This is a genomic window from Anaeromyxobacter sp. SG66 (genome assembly GCF_022690805.1).
Taxonomy (GTDB): domain Bacteria; phylum Myxococcota; class Myxococcia; order Myxococcales; family Anaeromyxobacteraceae; genus Anaeromyxobacter; species Anaeromyxobacter soli.
In genome coordinates, this window is sequence record NZ_JALCZC010000031.1 from 19,724 (window position 1) to 34,834 (window position 15,111).

The 15,111-nt window shown below is 73.7% G+C and carries 16 protein-coding genes; 10 read left to right on the plus strand and 6 right to left on the minus strand.

Annotation, left to right across the window (positions count from 1 at the left end; translation table 11 throughout):
* Nucleotides 1–61 precede the first annotated feature (61 nt).
* The 7 genes from MNZ39_RS11060 to MNZ39_RS11090 all read left to right on the plus strand — a co-directional run bounded on the left by MNZ39_RS11060 (nt 62) and on the right by MNZ39_RS11090 (nt 5,416).
* On the plus strand, nt 62–271 hold the full coding sequence (locus MNZ39_RS11060) for a hypothetical protein (RefSeq protein WP_242338357.1): 210 nt from the start codon (nt 62–64) through the stop codon (nt 269–271).
* Between the two features lie 215 nt (nt 272–486).
* Complete coding sequence (locus tag MNZ39_RS11065; protein WP_242338359.1) at nt 487–690, plus strand: hypothetical protein; 204 nt, start codon at nt 487–489, stop codon at nt 688–690.
* Between the two features lie 402 nt (nt 691–1,092).
* On the plus strand, nt 1,093–2,058 hold the full coding sequence (locus MNZ39_RS11070) for a ribonuclease HII (protein WP_242338361.1): 966 nt from the start codon (nt 1,093–1,095) through the stop codon (nt 2,056–2,058).
* A gap of 116 nt (nt 2,059–2,174) precedes the next feature.
* Nucleotides 2,175–3,788 carry a CCA tRNA nucleotidyltransferase gene (locus MNZ39_RS11075; RefSeq protein WP_242338364.1) on the plus strand — a complete coding sequence of 538 codons (1,614 nt, stop codon included), beginning with the start codon at nt 2,175–2,177 and terminating at the stop codon, nt 3,786–3,788.
* 90 nt (nt 3,789–3,878) lie between these two features.
* Nucleotides 3,879–4,628: a UMP kinase gene (gene pyrH, locus MNZ39_RS11080; RefSeq protein ID WP_242338365.1), complete on the plus strand. Its 750-nt coding sequence runs from the start codon at nt 3,879–3,881 to the stop codon at nt 4,626–4,628.
* Between the two features lie 18 nt (nt 4,629–4,646).
* The gene (frr, locus tag MNZ39_RS11085; RefSeq protein WP_242338367.1) at nt 4,647–5,210 is read left to right on the plus strand and encodes a ribosome recycling factor; all 564 of its coding nucleotides are present in this window, start codon (nt 4,647–4,649) and stop codon (nt 5,208–5,210) included.
* The gene (locus tag MNZ39_RS11090) at nt 5,207–5,416 is read left to right on the plus strand and encodes a hypothetical protein (protein ID WP_242338368.1); all 210 of its coding nucleotides are present in this window, start codon (nt 5,207–5,209) and stop codon (nt 5,414–5,416) included. The genes frr and MNZ39_RS11090 overlap by 4 nt, the downstream gene beginning before the upstream one ends.
* 141 nt (nt 5,417–5,557) lie before the next feature.
* On the opposite strand, the gene MNZ39_RS11095 is transcribed toward MNZ39_RS11090, so the two are convergent.
* The 3 genes from MNZ39_RS11095 to MNZ39_RS11105 all read right to left on the minus strand — a co-directional run bounded on the left by MNZ39_RS11095 (nt 5,558) and on the right by MNZ39_RS11105 (nt 8,277).
* Nucleotides 5,558–5,995, minus strand: coding sequence for a hypothetical protein (locus MNZ39_RS11095; protein WP_242338370.1), 438 nt, complete (start codon nt 5,993–5,995; stop codon nt 5,558–5,560).
* A 147-nt stretch (nt 5,996–6,142) separates the two neighbouring features.
* The gene (locus tag MNZ39_RS11100; RefSeq protein ID WP_242338372.1) at nt 6,143–6,478 is read right to left on the minus strand and encodes a hypothetical protein; all 336 of its coding nucleotides are present in this window, start codon (nt 6,476–6,478) and stop codon (nt 6,143–6,145) included.
* A gap of 92 nt (nt 6,479–6,570) precedes the next feature.
* The gene (locus MNZ39_RS11105; RefSeq protein WP_242338374.1) at nt 6,571–8,277 is read right to left on the minus strand and encodes an NAD+ synthase; all 1,707 of its coding nucleotides are present in this window, start codon (nt 8,275–8,277) and stop codon (nt 6,571–6,573) included.
* Nucleotides 8,278–8,346: 69 nt separating this feature from the next.
* On the opposite strand from MNZ39_RS11105, the gene MNZ39_RS11110 reads away from it, so the two are divergent.
* The 3 genes from MNZ39_RS11110 (at nt 8,347) to MNZ39_RS11120 (ending at nt 11,480) form a co-directional block, all read left to right on the plus strand.
* A complete protein-coding gene (locus tag MNZ39_RS11110; protein ID WP_242338376.1) occupies nt 8,347–9,324 on the plus strand; it encodes an ABC transporter substrate-binding protein in 978 nt (325 codons plus the stop codon).
* A gap of 193 nt (nt 9,325–9,517) precedes the next feature.
* Entirely contained in the window at nt 9,518–10,879 is a 1,362-nt protein-coding gene (locus tag MNZ39_RS11115; RefSeq protein ID WP_242338378.1) for a serine protease, read from the plus strand.
* A 259-nt stretch (nt 10,880–11,138) separates the two neighbouring features.
* A complete protein-coding gene (locus MNZ39_RS11120) occupies nt 11,139–11,480 on the plus strand; it encodes a LuxR C-terminal-related transcriptional regulator (RefSeq protein ID WP_242338380.1) in 342 nt (113 codons plus the stop codon).
* Nucleotides 11,481–11,649: 169 nt separating this feature from the next.
* Here MNZ39_RS11120 and tkt read toward each other — a convergent pair whose 3' ends face one another.
* From tkt to MNZ39_RS11135, 3 genes are all read right to left on the minus strand, one after another.
* Complete coding sequence (tkt, locus tag MNZ39_RS11125; RefSeq protein WP_242338382.1) at nt 11,650–13,650, minus strand: transketolase; 2,001 nt, start codon at nt 13,648–13,650, stop codon at nt 11,650–11,652.
* Between the two features lie 112 nt (nt 13,651–13,762).
* A complete protein-coding gene (locus tag MNZ39_RS11130; protein ID WP_242338384.1) occupies nt 13,763–14,209 on the minus strand; it encodes a histidine phosphatase family protein in 447 nt (148 codons plus the stop codon).
* A 3-nt stretch (nt 14,210–14,212) separates the two neighbouring features.
* Nucleotides 14,213–14,992, minus strand: a complete 780-nt coding sequence (locus MNZ39_RS11135) for a hypothetical protein (RefSeq protein ID WP_242338386.1) — start codon at nt 14,990–14,992, stop codon at nt 14,213–14,215.
* Nucleotides 14,993–15,111: the final 119 nt, after the last annotated feature.

Here is a 15,111-nt window from a genome sequence, read left to right on the forward strand (position 1 = left end):
AGCACGTTCCGGCGGTCGTCAGCCCGGGATCGTATTCTGGGTTCGAAGCTATGAAGCGATCGTGGCCATCTGGCTGAGAATCTCCACCGAGCGCCAGAAGATCGACTCGCAGAGGAATGCCGCCGAGCGTTACATAAGGGTTCCCGCTGCCGTCGAGCGAGCCTCCGAAAACCTCGAGCGGCTTGGAAAGACGGAGGCCGCGGCTGCGTTGGTAGCGATCGAGAAGGAGCAGGTGGAGAGGGATCGAGCCGAGCGAGAGGTGATCCGATGATGATAGGTCGATCCGGGAAGAAGCTGGCCTGGGCGCTCGCGCGTATGAAATGGACTGCAGTGGCCGCTGCTGTTCCGTTGTGGTGTGGGTGCTTCGGGCCGTGCGATGTGAAGGTGATTTCAGAGATGGTCGCACCATCGGGTCAACGTCGTGCGGTCGTGTTTCGGAGAAGTTGCGCGACTGTTAGCGATTCCGTGCAGGTATCCGTCCTGAGTGTGGGCGAGCGTCTGGGGGACAAGCCGGGGAACGCGTTCATCGCGGACGCCGGGGATACGGGCGCACGTTTGACGGTCGGAGTGCGCTGGGACTCCGACGACACCTTGAGGGTCAACTACGATTCGCGCCTGCGCCTGTTCCGGAACGAGGCGAAGGTCCGCCGCGTGGACGTGAAGTACGTTCCAGTCACGGGTACGCCGTGACGTCGTCGTGTGGCGCTGTTCTACGCATTTCCGATCCGGTCTTCCGGTGAGCTAGGTAACGCGCCATGACGGAGTGGCTGCAATCGGTGCCCGGCCTGGTCATTGGCATATTGTTGATACTGTTTCGCAGGCGCTTCGCCGACCACGTTGTCGACTCCCAAAATTGGGTGCTCGGGATTCGTTTAGGCGAAAGAGATCGGCAGGGGATTGTGCTTGTTAGTTGCAGCCGGGGGCTGCTTGATGATCGGCATGTCCATCTTTGGTCTCGCGGGGTGGTTACCCTGAGCAGGTAATGTCGCTGATCGGTCGAGCTCGTCGAGGTGAACGCCTTCGGCCCGTCGCTGCGGACCGCGGCGTGGTTCGCCCTTCGCGCCGCGACGAGGTGGCGCTAGACTCGCCCCGATGCGCCCCGAAGACCTCGCGCGGATGTCCGTGGCCGAGCTGCGCGAGCGGTTCCTCGACCGGAACCGCGCCCTCTCGCCCGAGTGCGAGGCGGCCCTCACGGTGGACCCGCGGGCGGGCGCGCGCGAGGTGCTCCGCCAGATCCTGAAGCGTCGGCACGCCAACCGCGCGGAAGGACAGCGCCTTCGGCATCTGCTGCGCTACGAGGGGGAACTCTGGGACAGGGGCGTCACGCTGGTCGCGGGCGTGGACGAGGCCGGCATGGCGCCGCTCGCGGGGCCGGTGGTGGCGGGCGCGTGCATCCTCCCGCGCGACTACCGGCCGCGCGGCATCGACGACTCGAAGCAGCTCGACCGGCGGGAGCGCGAGCGGCTCGCGGAGGACATCCGCGCGAACGCCATCTGCTGGGCCGTGGCGCGCGCCGAGGTCGAGGAGATCGACCGGCTCAACATCTACCGCGCCGGCTTGCTCGCCCTCACGCGCGCCGTGCAGGGGCTCGCGACCCTCCCCGGGCACGTGCTCATCGACGCCCGCAAGCTCCCCGAGCTCCCGCTCCCGCAGACGCCCATCATCCACGGCGACGCGCTCTCGCTCACCATCGCCGCGGCGAGCATCCTCGCGAAGACCGCGCGCGACGCGCTCATGACCGAGCTCGACGCCGTCCACCCGGGCTACGGGTTCTGCCGCCACAAGGGCTACCCGACCGCCGAGCACTTCGAGGCACTCAGGCGGCTCGGCGCCTGCCCGGTCCACCGGCGCTCCTTCCAGCCCGTGCGTGAGGCGCTCGGCCTCGAGCCGCTGCAGGGCGAGCTGTTCGCGCCGCCCGTGAGCGACGAGGACCTGCCTCCTGGCGAAGAAACACCGTGCGGCGTCGCCGAAATGGTTCCGGAGCAGGGGGACCCGGACGCGACCGCGGCCCTGGACGCGCGTGAGCCGCGCACCCCCGCGATCGCACGACGGGTTTGACCAAAGCCGCGCCGCTCGCTACAACGCCCCCAAGGACGAGCCCGACGGTGCAGGCGCGTTCCCGCGAGCCGGGGAGTTCACCTCGGCGCGGGACCGCCCCCCGATCCGGCGACTGCATGCACGACCGATCTCCGACCGATCCGTTTCCCGCAACGCCCGAAGAAGAAGTCGAAGAGAGCCGCCCGCACCGCCCGCCACCCGGCCTCGCGCTCGATCCTCCCGAGGAGCCGCCGCCGGAGCACCCGCCCGAGATCCCGCTCGATCGGCTCGACTCCGACGCGGTGAAGGTCATCGCGCGGCTCAGGCACATGCGCCACCGCGCGTACTTCGTCGGTGGCTGCGTGCGGGATCTGCTCCTCGGCGCCAAGCCCAAGGACTTCGACGTCGCGACCGACGCCCACCCGGGCGAGGTCCGCGCCATCTTCCGCAACTGCCGCCTCATCGGCCGGCGCTTCCGGCTCGCGCACGTCTACTTCCGCGGCGGGAAGGTGATCGAGGTCGCGACCTTCCGGAAGAACCCGGTGGACGTGGGCGAGGACGTCCCCGACGACAGCGACCTGCTCATCACCCGCGACAACGTCTTCGGCACCGCCGAGGAGGACTCCGTCCGCCGCGACTTCACGGTGAACGGCCTCTTCTACGACGTCTCGACCGGCGAGGTGATCGACTACGTCGGCGGGCGCGAGGACCTCGAGGCGCACCGGATCGCGACCATCGGCGACCCCGAGATCCGCATGCGCGAGGACCCGGTGCGGCTGCTCCGCGCCGTCCGCTTCGCGGCGCGCCTCGGCTTCACCATCTCGCCCGACACCTTCGAGGCCATGCGCCGCCACGCGGGCGAGCTCGCGCGCTGCGCGCCCGCCCGCGTGCTCGAGGAGATCTTCAAGATCCTCCGCTGCGGCGGGTCGGCGCGCGCGTTCGAGCTGCTCCGCGCGAGCGGCGCCTTGCCGGTCATCCTGCCGTCGCTCGCCGCGGCCCTCGAGGGCTGGGAAGAGCGCGGGCGACGCGCCTTCTTCGCGCACCTCTCCGCGCTCGACCGGCTCGTCCGCTCGGGCGAGGAGGTCTCCGACGCGGTCCTGCTCGGCGCGATCGTGATGCACCTCGGCGGCCCCGCGATCGCGGCGCCCGACTCGGACGCGACGGGCGACCACGCCGGCCCGGAGCGCGGCCACGACACGGCGGACGCGCTGCTCGCATCGCTCGTCCAGACCTCCCGCCTGCCGCGCAAGATCGCCGAGCGCACCCGCCTCGCGCTCCACGCCCTGCGGACGTTCCGCGAGCCGTCGAAGAAGCGGCGCCGCCGCGGGCGCGGGCTCGCGGGCCAGAGCTACTTCCAGGACGCCGTGCAGCTCCTCGAGATCTCCGTCGCCGCGACCGGCGAGGGGCAGGAGCTGCTCGAGCGCTGGCGCGCCTCCGCGGGCGGCCCGCCGCCTCGCGAGGAGCACGAGGAGCGCCGCCCGCGGCCGGAGCGCGGGCCGGAGCGCCGCCGCGGTCCTGCGGCCGCTCCCGCTCACGTCGAGGGGAGCACACGGGAGGTTGTCGCCGAGGCCGGACCGGGTGGCGCGACGGAGACCCCGTCGGTCGAGGTTACGGCCGGGGGCGAGAGCCCCCGTACGGGCGCCGAGGGCACTCCCGAGGCCGCCGAGGGCTCGCGCCGCCGCCGTCGGCACCGCGGCGGGAAGCGCCGTCGGCGTCGCGGCGCGGGGGCCCCGGCCCCGGCCGGATCATGATCCCGGCGCGCCGCCCGCGCGTCGGGTAGAATTCCGCACGAACCGCGCCGCCTTGACCGACTCGGCGGCCTTCTGTAGAACGCGCCGACCATGCCGAGCGACCGAGCCGCGACGCCCAAGCCCAGCTACAAGCGCATCCTCCTCAAGCTTTCGGGCGAGGCGCTCATGGGCGACGGCAAGTACGGCATCTCGCCGAAGACCCTCTCCGCCATCGCACAGGACGTGAAGGACTGCGTCGAGCTCGGCGTCGAGGTCGCGCTCACCATCGGCGGCGGCAACATCTTCCGCGGCGTGTCCGGCGCGACGGAGGGCATGGACCGCTCCTCCGCCGACTACATGGGCATGCTCGCGACGGTCATCAACGCGATGGCCCTCCAGGACGCGCTCGAGAAGATCGGCGTGAACACCCGCGTGCAGTCGGCGATCGAGATGCACCAGGTCGCCGAGCCCTACATCCGCCGCCGCGCGATCCGCCACCTCGAGAAGGGCCGCGTCGTCATCTTCGCGGCCGGCACCGGCAACCCCTACTTCACGACGGACACCGCCGCCTCGCTCCGCGCCATGGAGATCCACGCGGACGTGCTGCTCAAGGCGACCAAGGTCGACGGCGTCTACACCGACGACCCGAAGAAGAACCCGACCGCCACCAAGTTCAAGCAGCTCAGCTACATCGACGTCCTGAAGAAGAACCTGAAGGTGATGGACTCGACGGCGATCAGCCTCTGCATGGACAACGACCTGCCGATCATCGTGTTCGACTCGACGCTGCGCGGGAACGTGCGCAAGGTCGTGCTCGGCGAGGCGATCGGGACCACCGTCGGACGGCTCGACGAGAAGTAGGACGCGAGGAGAGGGGCCATGAGCGTCGCGGACGACATCCTGAACGACCTGCACGGCGGCATCGCGAAGACGCTGGACGACCTGCGGCGCGAGCTCTCCGCGGTGCGGACCGGGCGCGCGAGCCTGCACCTCCTCGACGGCGTCAAGGTCGACTACTACGGCACGCCCACGCCGCTCAACCAGGTGGCCACGCTCTCCGTCCCCGAGGCGCGGCTCATCATGGTGAAGCCGTGGGAGAAGAACATGATCCCGCCGATCGAGAAGGCGATCCGTGACGCCAACCTCGGCGTGAACCCCCAGTCCGACAAGGACCTCGTCCGCGTCCCGATCCCGCCGCTCACCGAGGAGCGCCGCAAGGAGATCGTGAAGCAGGTGAAGCACAAGGGCGAGGACCACAAGGTCGCCATCCGCAACCAGCGCCGCGACGCGAAGGAGCTCATCGAGGTCGCGGAGAAGGACGGCGACATCTCGGCGGACGACGCGAAGAAGGCCCTCGAGAAGATGCAGAAGGAGACCGACGAGGGCGTGAAGAAGGTCGACGAGATCACCGCCGCGAAGGAGAAGGAAGTGATGCAGGTGTGAGCCTCCCCCGCTCGCTCCCGTCGCTCCTCGTCGTCTTCGGTCCCCTGTTCCTGCTCGGCTTCGGCGCAGGCGCGCTGCGCGCGCTCGCGTCCCGCCCCGGCACCAACCACCGCCGGCGCCGCGCGCTCCAGGCCGCGTGGGTGCTGCTCCTGCTCGGCGGCACGCCGCTCTGGCTGTTCCTCGCGGCGGCGCTCGGGTTGTTCTGAGGTCCTGTCCGCGCCGCGGGCGCGACGGTCCGTGACCTCCCGTGGCTCGACGGGCGCACCGGGAGCAGACCGGCGTCGACGGTTCCCCAGGTGAAGGCCGCTCCCCCGAGCCTGTCGCAGGGCGAGCGGTCGCGTCACCGATCAGATGGGGAACACCATCGTCGCGAGCGCGATGAGCCAGAGCGTGTGGGCCATCCCGGACCACATCGCCATCCGCTTCACGGCAGGATCCGCGGGCGGGACGTCCTGGCCGCCCCCGAGCCGGGCGGCGATCGCGCGCCACGCCGGCCTGAGCCCGACGAGCACCACGACGATCCGGATCAGCGTGAGCGTGAAGCCGATCATGATGCCGGTGCGCGGGTGGACGCCCTGGAAGGCGAGCACGAGGAGCCCGGTGAGCACGGTCGCGACGCCCATGACGACGTCCAGCGTGATCGCGGGTGCGACGCGCGCCGCGAGGCCCGCCGGGTAGGGCCGCCCGAGCGCCAGCGTGCGCCGCACGTCGCCGGCGACCCAGAGCGTCGCGCCGAGCCAGGCCGAGGCGGAGAGGATGTGGAGGAACCGGAGCAGGTCGTTCAAGGTGTGTTCCCTCCGAGGAGTCGGGCGCCGCAGCGCCCGGGCGGAGCTTAACGGAGGCTCGCTGGCCGGCTCGTCACGCAGAGGTGCTGCGCAAGGTCGCACGCGTTCGCCATAGGTGCACGGCGGCCTCGCGCGGCCGGACGTTCGTCACCCACGCCGCAGCACCTCGTCGAGCCGGCCGGTGAGCTGGCCGCGGGTGAGCACCTCGTCGACCCCGGCCTCCTCGGCTGCCTCGATGAGGTCCGCCTGCAGGTGGCCGAGAAACCCGACCACGCGCGCGCCGGTGTCGCGCTTCAGCGCCGCGAGCTCACTCACGATGCCGGGCTGGTTGAGATCCGCGAGCACGCTCGCGCCCGGCGCTTCGCGGACGACGTCCGCGAGCGGCCGGTCGCGCGGCACGAGCACGATGGGCACCGCGAGCCGCTCGGCGGCGGAGGTGATCTTGGAGCGGAAGAGCAGATCCCGGACGGCGACGACGATCATGGGGTGGGCTTAATGGCGGCGGCGCGTGAAGGCGAGCCGCACCGCCGGAGAAGAGTCGGCGACCGTCCGGGGTGCGGCCGCGGCGCCTCTCCTCAGTACCGGTACCCGTGCGCGATCGGGAACCGCCGCCCCTCGCCGAACGCCTTCTCGCTCACCTTGAGCACCGGCGCCGCCTGGCGGCGCTTGTACTCGCTCGCGACGACCATGCGCAGCACGCGCCGCACGACCGGCTCCGCGTGGCCGCGCGCGACGATGGCGTCGAGCGGGAGCCGCTCCTCGACGTAGGCCTCGAGGATGTCGTCGAGGATCTCGTAGGGCGGCAGCGAGTCCTGGTCCACCTGGCCGGGCTTCAGCTCCGCGGAGGGCGGCTTCGTGAAGGTGCGCTCGGGGATGAGCGTGCGGCCCGCGCGCGCGTTCGCGGCGCGTGACACGCGGTAGACGAGCGTCTTCGGCACGTCGCCGATGACGGCGAGGCCGCCGGCCATGTCGCCGTAGAGCGTGCAGTAGCCGACCGCGAGCTCGCTCTTGTTGCCGGTCGAGAGCACGAGCCCGCCCGTGTCGTTCGAGATCGCCATCAGGATCTGCCCGCGGATGCGGGCCTGGACGTTCTGCTCGGCGAGGTCGCCGAGGGGCTTCCCCTCGGCGCGCTCGAGCTGCGCCATGAACGCGGCGTGCATCGGCTCGATCGAGATCTCCTTGAAAGGGAGACCCAGGTTCTCCGCGAGCGCGGCGGCGTCCTCCCGCGAGTGGCTCGAGCTGTAGCGGGACGGCATCGCCACGCCGAGGACGTTCTCCGGCCCGAGCGCGTCGGCGGCGAGGCAGGCGGTGAGCGCGGAGTCGATCCCGCCGGAGAGCCCGACGACCGCGCTCCTGAAGCCGCACTTGCGCACGTAGTCGCGGACGCCGAGCACGAGCGCGCAGTGGACCTCGTCCGCCTCGGGATCGGCGGCGCCCGCGGCGACGGCGACCTTCTCGCCGTCGAGCCGGATGGTCGCAGAGGCGCCCGTCGCGAGGTCGGCGACGAGGAGCACCTCCTCGAAGAGCGGGGCGCGCGCGAGGATCGCGCCGTCCCGGCCCACGAGCATCGACCCTCCGTCGAAGATGAGCGCGTCGTTGCCGCCCACCTGGTTCACGTAGGCGATGGGTGCGTGGTGGCCGGCCGCGCTCGCCGCGAGCATCCGCTCGCGCAGGGCGGGCTTGCCCATGGCGTAGGGCGAGGCGGAGATGTTCACGACGAGCCCCGCGCCGCCCGCCTTCACGAGCTCCGCGATGGGGTCGCGCGCGTAGCGCGGGTGCACCCAGAAGCGCTTGTCGTTCCAGACGTCCTCGCAGACGGACAGGCCGAGGCGGAGCCCCACGCCCCCCGCGTCGGCCGCCGTGGACGCCTCGGACGGCAGGAAGTAGCGCGTCTCGTCGAACACGTCGTAGGTGGGCAGGAGCGACTTGCGCCCGACCGCGACGACGCGGCCCTCCGAGATGAGCGCCGCGGAGTTGTAGACGCCCGGCGGCGGCGCGCCGGGGACGCCCTCCGGGAAGCCGACGACGACCGCGATGCCGCGGGACCACTCGGCCGGCGCGGCGAGCTCGGCGAGCGTGCGCGCCGCGCGCTCGAGGAACTCGGGGAGATCGAGGAAGTCGCGCGGCGGGTAGCCGCAGAGGGCGAGCTCGGGGAAGACCACGAGCGCCGCGCCGTCGGCGCGCGCGCGCTCCGTGACGGCGCGGATCTTCGCGGCGTTGCCGGCGAAGTCCCCGACCGTGGTGTTCACCTGCGCGAGGGCGATGCGTCCTTGGGGGGCCACGCGAGGATGTTACATTGCCGGGCGCGCGCCGCGCCCGCACTTCCGCGAGGCGCCTCGCCCGAGGCCGCCATGACCGCCATCGCGCGCCGCCGCGTCCTCGCCGTGCTCCCGCTCGCGCTCGCGCTCGCCTGCTCGCGCCCGGCGCGGACGCTCCCCGAGGTGAAGGTCTTCGTCGCGGCGGAGCTGCCCGCGGACGTCCTCGTCGAGGTCGCCGCCCACCGCGGGATCGCGCGCGTCGTCCGCGTCGCCCGCGCCGACGAGGCGGAGCTCGTCTGGGCCGGCGATCCGGCCCAGGCGCTCGCGCTCCGCGAGCGGCTCGACCCCGGCAGCGCCCCGGCCGCCGAGGACGTCCCGGCGCGCTGGCGGGACGCGCGGCGCCGCTTCGCGCCGCTCGGCGCCCGCGCGCGCGTGCTGCTCGTGTCGCCCCGCGCCCGGCTCCCGTTCGCGCCCTCGAACCTGCGCGACCTCGCCGACCGCCGCGCCCGCGGCAAGCTCGCGCTCGTCCCGCTCGGACAGGGCGCCGGTCCGGTGACGGTCGCCGCGCTCACCCTCGCGTACGGCGAGAAGAGCGCGGGCCGGTTCCTCGCGCTCGTCGCCGAGAACGCGCCGCAGCTCGCCGCCTCGGACGGCGAGGTCCGCGCGCGCGTCGCCTCGGGCGGGGCGGCGTTCGGGCTCGCCGGCTCGCTCGAGGGCGCGGCTGCCGCCGCCAGCGCGGCGCCGCTCGAGGTCGTCTACCCGGATCAGGTCGGCGCCGGCGCCGTCGCGCTCCCCACGGCGGTCGCGCTCCTCCGCGGCGCCTCCCACGGCGCGCGCGCCCTCGCGGGCTGGCTCGCCGGCCCCGAGGCGGAGCGGATCCTGGTCGCCCGCATCCCCGGGCTCCTGCCGCTGCGCCCCGAGGTGCCGGTCCCGGTCGGAGTCGAGCCGGCAGGGAACCTCGTGACGCTCTCGTTCGACTGGGACGCGCTCGCCGCAGAGACGGCGCGGCAGACGGCGCGGCTCGCGCGCTGGCCGGAGGGGTTCACGAAGGGGACGCCCGGCGCGAGGTGATGGGGAGGCGGCGAGCCGCCGCCTCTCGCGCCATCGAGGCGTAGAGCCCGGAGCCGGGGACCCGCAGCGCGCGCCAAAGGCACCTCCGCCGGGAGCCGCGCCGGAGCGGCGCCTGGCAGTGCGCCGGGGGACCGGCCGGGAGGACCCTTCGTCGCAGGCGCCGTCCGCTCGGCGGGCACCTAGCTTCCTCTCGATGCACGTCCGCGCCGCCCGTGCGCTCCTGCCCCTGGCCCTCGGCGTCGCCGCCGCGGCCCCCGCACCGGCCGCCGAGCGCGGCGCGCCGCGGGTGGAGTGCGCCGGGCGGTACGCGGACACCCTCTCGGCGATGAAGCCCGGCGCGCGCGCTCGCGAGGCGCGGCCCGCGGCGGACTACGTGTACTGCCTGCGCGCGACCGCGGTGTACGAGCAGCTCTCGTACGGCCGCGGGGGAAAGCTCCGCCGGCAGTACTACACGAAGGTCCGCCACGGCACCGGCTTCGCCTACCGGCTGCGCGGGGAGGAGGCGCTCCTCGCCACGAACCACCACGTGGTGGACTTCCCCGAGGTGACCGGCGACGGGGTCGAGCTCGAGGGCGTGCCGCCCGGCTCGCGGCGCGTGCGCGAGGAGATCCGGATCGTCGCGAACGAGGCGGAGCAGGACGCGCCGGCCCAGCTCGCGCTCACCCCGGTGGTGTCCGACCCGGCGCTCGACGTGGCGGTGCTCTCGGCCCCGGCGAAGCTCCGGACGATGCCGTACCGCACCGGCAGCGCGGAGGAGCTCCGCGTGGGCGACGCCGTCCTCGTGCGCGGCTTCCCGCTCGGCGCGTTCCCCGCGGCCAACGCGGGGCGCGTCATCGCGGTCGGCCAGCGCGACCTCGACCGGGGTTGGGACCACGAGGACTTCGCGGTGGACGCGCTCCTCAACCTCGGCAGCTCGGGGAGCCCGGTGCTCGCGGTCTCCTGCGCCACCGGCGAGCCCGAGCTCGTCGGCATCTACCACGCGGGCTACCGCGGGGCGCAGGGGCTGAACGTCGTCATCGGCATCGACCAGCTCCGCGGACTCCTCACGGAGCTGCGCCCCTCGCCGCGAGAGCTCGCCGGGCGCGAGCCCGGCGCCGATCCGGCCGCCGCGCGCGCGGCGCTCGCGAGAGGGCCCATCGTGATGCCCTTCGGCGGGCGCGCGGTGCGCGTCGAGGCGACGGGCGGCGGCGTGCGGTTCTCCCTGCTCGACGCGAGCTACCCGCTGTCGACGCGCGTCGAGCTCGCCGTCCTCGGCGGGGCGGGGGCGGGCTCGGGCGAGAGCGAGCTGCGCGACGCCCTCTGGGAGCAGCTCGCCCTCGTGCTTCGCTACCGGCGGGCCGAGGACGGCGGCGACGGCTCGGGCTCCGAGCTCGTGCGGGCGCGCGTGGCCGAGCGGATCCGCGAGCGCGAGGAGGAGCAGGCGGACCTCGTCGCGGCGACCCAGGCGGGCGCGGACGGGCTCGCGGTGATCCGGCCGCCGGGGCGGGAGCCGGCGAACGGCGGCACCGTCCGCGACGGCAGCGGGGCTCCGCTACCGAGAAACCGGGTCCCGTGAAGCGGGGATACAGCTGGGGGAGCAGACGGGCATCCGCCTCAGCCCCTGCCGGGACCACGAGCCATAATTGGGCCGTCGAAACGGGGGGTTAGAAAATAGTTGTGCCCGGGGGGTGGCAACCGTGTGGGGCGTTATTATCGTCCCCATCGCCGACGACGGGCGACCGAGCAGGGGTGCGGTGGGGCAGCAGTTGCTCGGCTGAGTCTCGATTTGGTCGGCGAAACGGCCCTACATTCAGGGCCCTTCCGGGGAAGAAACGATGGCTCAGATCGATATCGAGATCCTCACGCCGTTCGCCGCCAAGTTCATGGAGGGCACGACGCTCACGCCTGCGGAGCGCGCCGAGGTCCTCCGGATCGCCCAGGGCTTCGCCTGCAAGGACTCCGCGGCTGCGGCCGGCGTCTCGCCGGAGACCATCCGCGCGCGCCGCAAGCGCATCTACCGCAAGCTCGACGTCCCCGGCTCCGGCGAGCTCCTCGCGAGCCTCCTCGCCCTCTCGCTCAAGATGCTCGCGAAGGGTGAGCGGATCGAGCCGCGCCCCGTCGTCCCGGCGCAGCCGCAGCCTGCCGCGACGGCCTCCTCCGCCGTCGTAGCTCGCTAGCAGCACGCAGGTCGTCGCCCCACCGCCGAAGCGGCCGGGCGCAGTCACTCGATCGCGTATCGACGCCGCGCGCTTGCCGCGCGCCCCGTGGAGGGGTGCGGGGCGGGCGCGCGATGCGTTTTGAAGGTGCCGTGGCGCAGCGCCGCGAGGGAGCGGCGCGCGCCGAGGGTCACCGCGCCGCGAGCCAGGACTCGACGCGCGCCGCGACCTTCGCGGGCGTGAAGCCGAACTCCTCGGCGAGCGCCTTCTCCGGGGCGCTCGCCCCGAAGCGGTCGATCCCGAGGACGAGCCCGTCCTTGCCCACGAGCTTCCACCACTCGATCCCGCGCGCCGCCTCGAGCGCCACGGCCGGAAGCGCGGGCGGGAGCACCTCGTCCCGCCAGCCCTTCGGCTGCGCCTCGAAGCACGCGAGGCACGGCACCGAGACGAGCCGCCCGCGGAGCCCCTTCTGCGCGAGGAGCTCGAGGGCGGCCTGCGCGAGCGCCACCTCCGCGCCGGTCGCGAGGATCGCGAAGCGCGCGCCCTCCGGACCCGCGACGACGTAGGCGCCGCGGAGCGCCGCCTCTGCGTCGAACTCGGCGTCGCGCTTCACGGGCGCGATCTTCTGGCGCGAGAGGATGAGCGCGGTCGGGCCGTCGCGCCGGGTGAGCGCGTGCGCCCACGCGACCGCCACCTCGTCGCCGTCGCAGGGCCGGCAGACGTGGAGGTTCGGGATCGCGCGCAGCGCGGTGAGGTGCTCGATGGGCTGATGGGTCGGGCCGTCCTCGCCGAGGAAGATCGAGTCGTGCGTCCAGACGAAGATGTTCTGGAGGCCGGAGAGCGCGGCGAGGCGCACCGGCGGGCGCATGTAGTCGGCGAACTGCAGGAACGTGCCGGTGAACGGAACGTGGAGCCCGTCGTAGGCGAGGCCGTTCGCGATGGCGCCCATGGCGTGCTCGCGGATGCCGTAGTGGACGTTCCGGCCGGCCGGGTTCGCGGGCGAGAACGAGCCGCCGCCCTTGATGTCGGTGAGGTTCGACTCCGCGAGATCGGCGGAGCCGCCGACGAGGCACGGCACGAGCGCCGCGATCTTCTGGATCGTCGCGGCGGAGAGCTTGCGGGTCGCCTCCGCGCCGGCGGCGCCGTCGAGGACGCGCTCGAGGATCCGCTCCGGCACCCAGCGCTCGACGTGCACGTCGAGGAGCGCCGCCTTCTCGCCGTGGGCCTGCCGCCAGCCGCGCTCCTTCGCGCGCCAGGCCTCGACCTCGCGCGCCTTCTCGGCCTGCACCTCGCGCCAGAAGGCGCGGACCTCGTCCGGCACGAGGAAGCGCGGCTCCTCCGGCCAGCCGAGGTTCTTCTTGGTGGCGGCGAGCTCGGCCTCGCCGAGCGGCGCGCCGTGCGCGGACGACTTGCCTGCCTTGGCCGGCGAGCCGAAGCCGATGGTGGTGCGGACGCGGATGAGCGACGGCTTCCCCGTCTCCGCCTTGGCCGCCACGATGGCGCGGTCGATCGCCTCGTGATCGCGGCCCTCGACCTCCTGGACGTGCCAGCCGTAGCCCTCGAAGCGCTTCGTCACGTCCTCGCCGGTGAAGGCGATGGAGGTGTGGCCGTCGATGGTGATCTCGTTGTCGTCGTAGAGGTAGACGAGGCGGCCGAGCGCGTTGTGGCCGGCGAAGCTCGCCGCCTCGGCGGCGACGCCCTCCATGAGGTCGCCGTCGGAGACGATCGCGTAGACGAAGTGGTCCTCGAGCGGATTCCCCGGGCCGAGCTTCGCCGAGAGCATCGCCTGGCCGAGCGCGAAGCCGACGCCGTTCGCGAAGCCCTGGCCGAGCGGGCCGCTCGTGATCTCGACGCCCGGCAGGTAGCCGAACTCCGGGTGGCCGGGGGTGCGGGAGTGGATCTGCCGGAACTTCTTGAGATCCTCGATGGTGCAGTCGAAGCCGGCGAGGTGGAGGAGCGAGTAGAGCAGCATCGACCCGTGCCCGGCGGAGAGCACGAACCGGTCGCGGCCGAGCCAGCGGGGCTCCTTCGGGTCGAAGCGCAGGTGGCGCGTCCACAGGACGAAGGCCATGTCGGCCGCGCCCATGGGCATGCCGGGGTGGCCGCTGTTCGCCTGCTGCACGGCGTCCGCCGCCAGCATGCGGATCGTGTTGACCGCCTTCTCGACGAGATCTCTGCTCGCGCTCGGCACGGGGTTCCTCCGTAAATTCGCGGGCGCAACATCGCGCAGCGGGGGAGGGAGATCAAGGGGGACCGCCGCCGGGCGGCTGCCTGGCCGATCGCGCGGTGCCCCCGCGGCGCCCTCAGGCGCTCGGAGCCCGGAGCCAGGCGAGCGCGATCGCGCCGTCGGGCGCGAGCTCCAGCGCCGCCACCGCGCCGGGCGGCACGGCCAGCTCGCGGCCTGCGGCGAGCGCGACCGCCTCGGCGATCTCCGGGTTGTGGCCGACGAGCGCGGTCCCCGGGGACACCCGCCGGGCGAGGGCGAGGAGGGCGCGCCCGGTCGAGGCGCCGGAGGCGAGCGCAGGCTCCTCGTCGACCGGCGCGGCGGTCGCGGCGGCGAGCAGCGCGGCGGTCTCGCGGGCGCGCTCGAGGGGCGAGGTGAGCACGGCCGCGAGCCCGAGCGACGGCGCGAGCGCGCGCGCGTGCGCCTCGAAGCGCGTCCGGCCCGCGGGCGTGAGGGGCCGGGCCGCGTCGGTGGTCGTCCGCGGGGCGGCGTCCGCGTGACGGACGAGGTAGACGCGGCCGGCCACGGCTCACTCCGAGACGAGCAGCGCGACCGGGAAGTCGGAGAAGAGCGCCTCGAGGGGGAGCGCGTCGCCCTCGCGCACCGCGCCGGTCACGACGTCGCGCCAGCGGCGCGGCAGGCCGTGCGGCACGGGGATCGCCCCCTCCCAGCGGATCCGCCCGCCGCCCGCCTCGATGAGGCCGAGCACGAGGCGCGGCACCACGCAGAGCGCGGCGCGGCCGCCGTTCCCGGCGTGCGCCCGCGCGAACGCGAACACGCTCCGCGCGTGCGGCCCCTCGGCGAGCGCCGGCCGGTAGTCGCCGGCGAGGAAGAGCTCGCGGTGCTCCCGGCGTGCGTGCAGCGCCGCGTGGAGGAGGAGGAGCTTGGCGCGGCCGTCGGCGAGCGCCTCCGGCGCGGACACCTGCCGCGCGAGCGCGCGCCGCGCGTGGGGGCCGCGCGCGACCTCCGCGTAGAGCGCCTCGAGCGTGCGCGCGCGCAGCCCGTAATCCACGGGGCGCCGGTTGTCGGGATCGACGAGCGAGAGGTCCCAGAGCTCGCAGCCCTGGTACACGTCCGGCACGCCCGGCGCGGCGCACTTCACCGCCACCTGCGCGAGCGAGGACAGCCGCCCCGCCGCCGCCGTACGCCCCGCGAAGGCGGTGAGGTCGGCGAGGAAGGGGGTCGCGGAGAGGCACCGCTCGACGAAGGTCCGGACGCCGGACTCGTAGTCCTCGTTCGGGCTCGTCCAGCTCGTGTGCACCTTGGCCTCGCGGATGGCCTTCTCCATGTAGCCCTGGATGCGGCCCACGAAGTCGGCGTGGAGGCGGGTGCCCGGCTCGACGCCGCCGTCCGGGAGCGGGGCGGCGGGGGGGGGGGGGGGGGGGGGGGGGGGGCGGGGGTGGGGGGGGGGGGGGGGGGGGGGCCGCC

Coding starts and splice junctions, on each gene's coding strand:
- MNZ39_RS11120 (WP_242338380.1), top strand. CDS start 11,139: ATGGCTCAGATCGATATCGAGATCCTCACGCCGTTCGCCGCCAAGTTC.
- MNZ39_RS11070 (WP_242338361.1), top strand. CDS start 1,093: ATGCGCCCCGAAGACCTCGCGCGGATGTCCGTGGCCGAGCTGCGCGAG.
- MNZ39_RS11115 (WP_242338378.1), top strand. CDS start 9,518: ATGCACGTCCGCGCCGCCCGTGCGCTCCTGCCCCTGGCCCTCGGCGTC.
- frr (WP_242338367.1), top strand. CDS start 4,647: ATGAGCGTCGCGGACGACATCCTGAACGACCTGCACGGCGGCATCGCG.
- pyrH (WP_242338365.1), top strand. CDS start 3,879: ATGCCGAGCGACCGAGCCGCGACGCCCAAGCCCAGCTACAAGCGCATC.
- MNZ39_RS11100 (WP_242338372.1), bottom strand. CDS start 6,478: ATGATCGTCGTCGCCGTCCGGGATCTGCTCTTCCGCTCCAAGATCACC.
- MNZ39_RS11075 (WP_242338364.1), top strand. CDS start 2,175: ATGCACGACCGATCTCCGACCGATCCGTTTCCCGCAACGCCCGAAGAA.
- MNZ39_RS11110 (WP_242338376.1), top strand. CDS start 8,347: ATGACCGCCATCGCGCGCCGCCGCGTCCTCGCCGTGCTCCCGCTCGCG.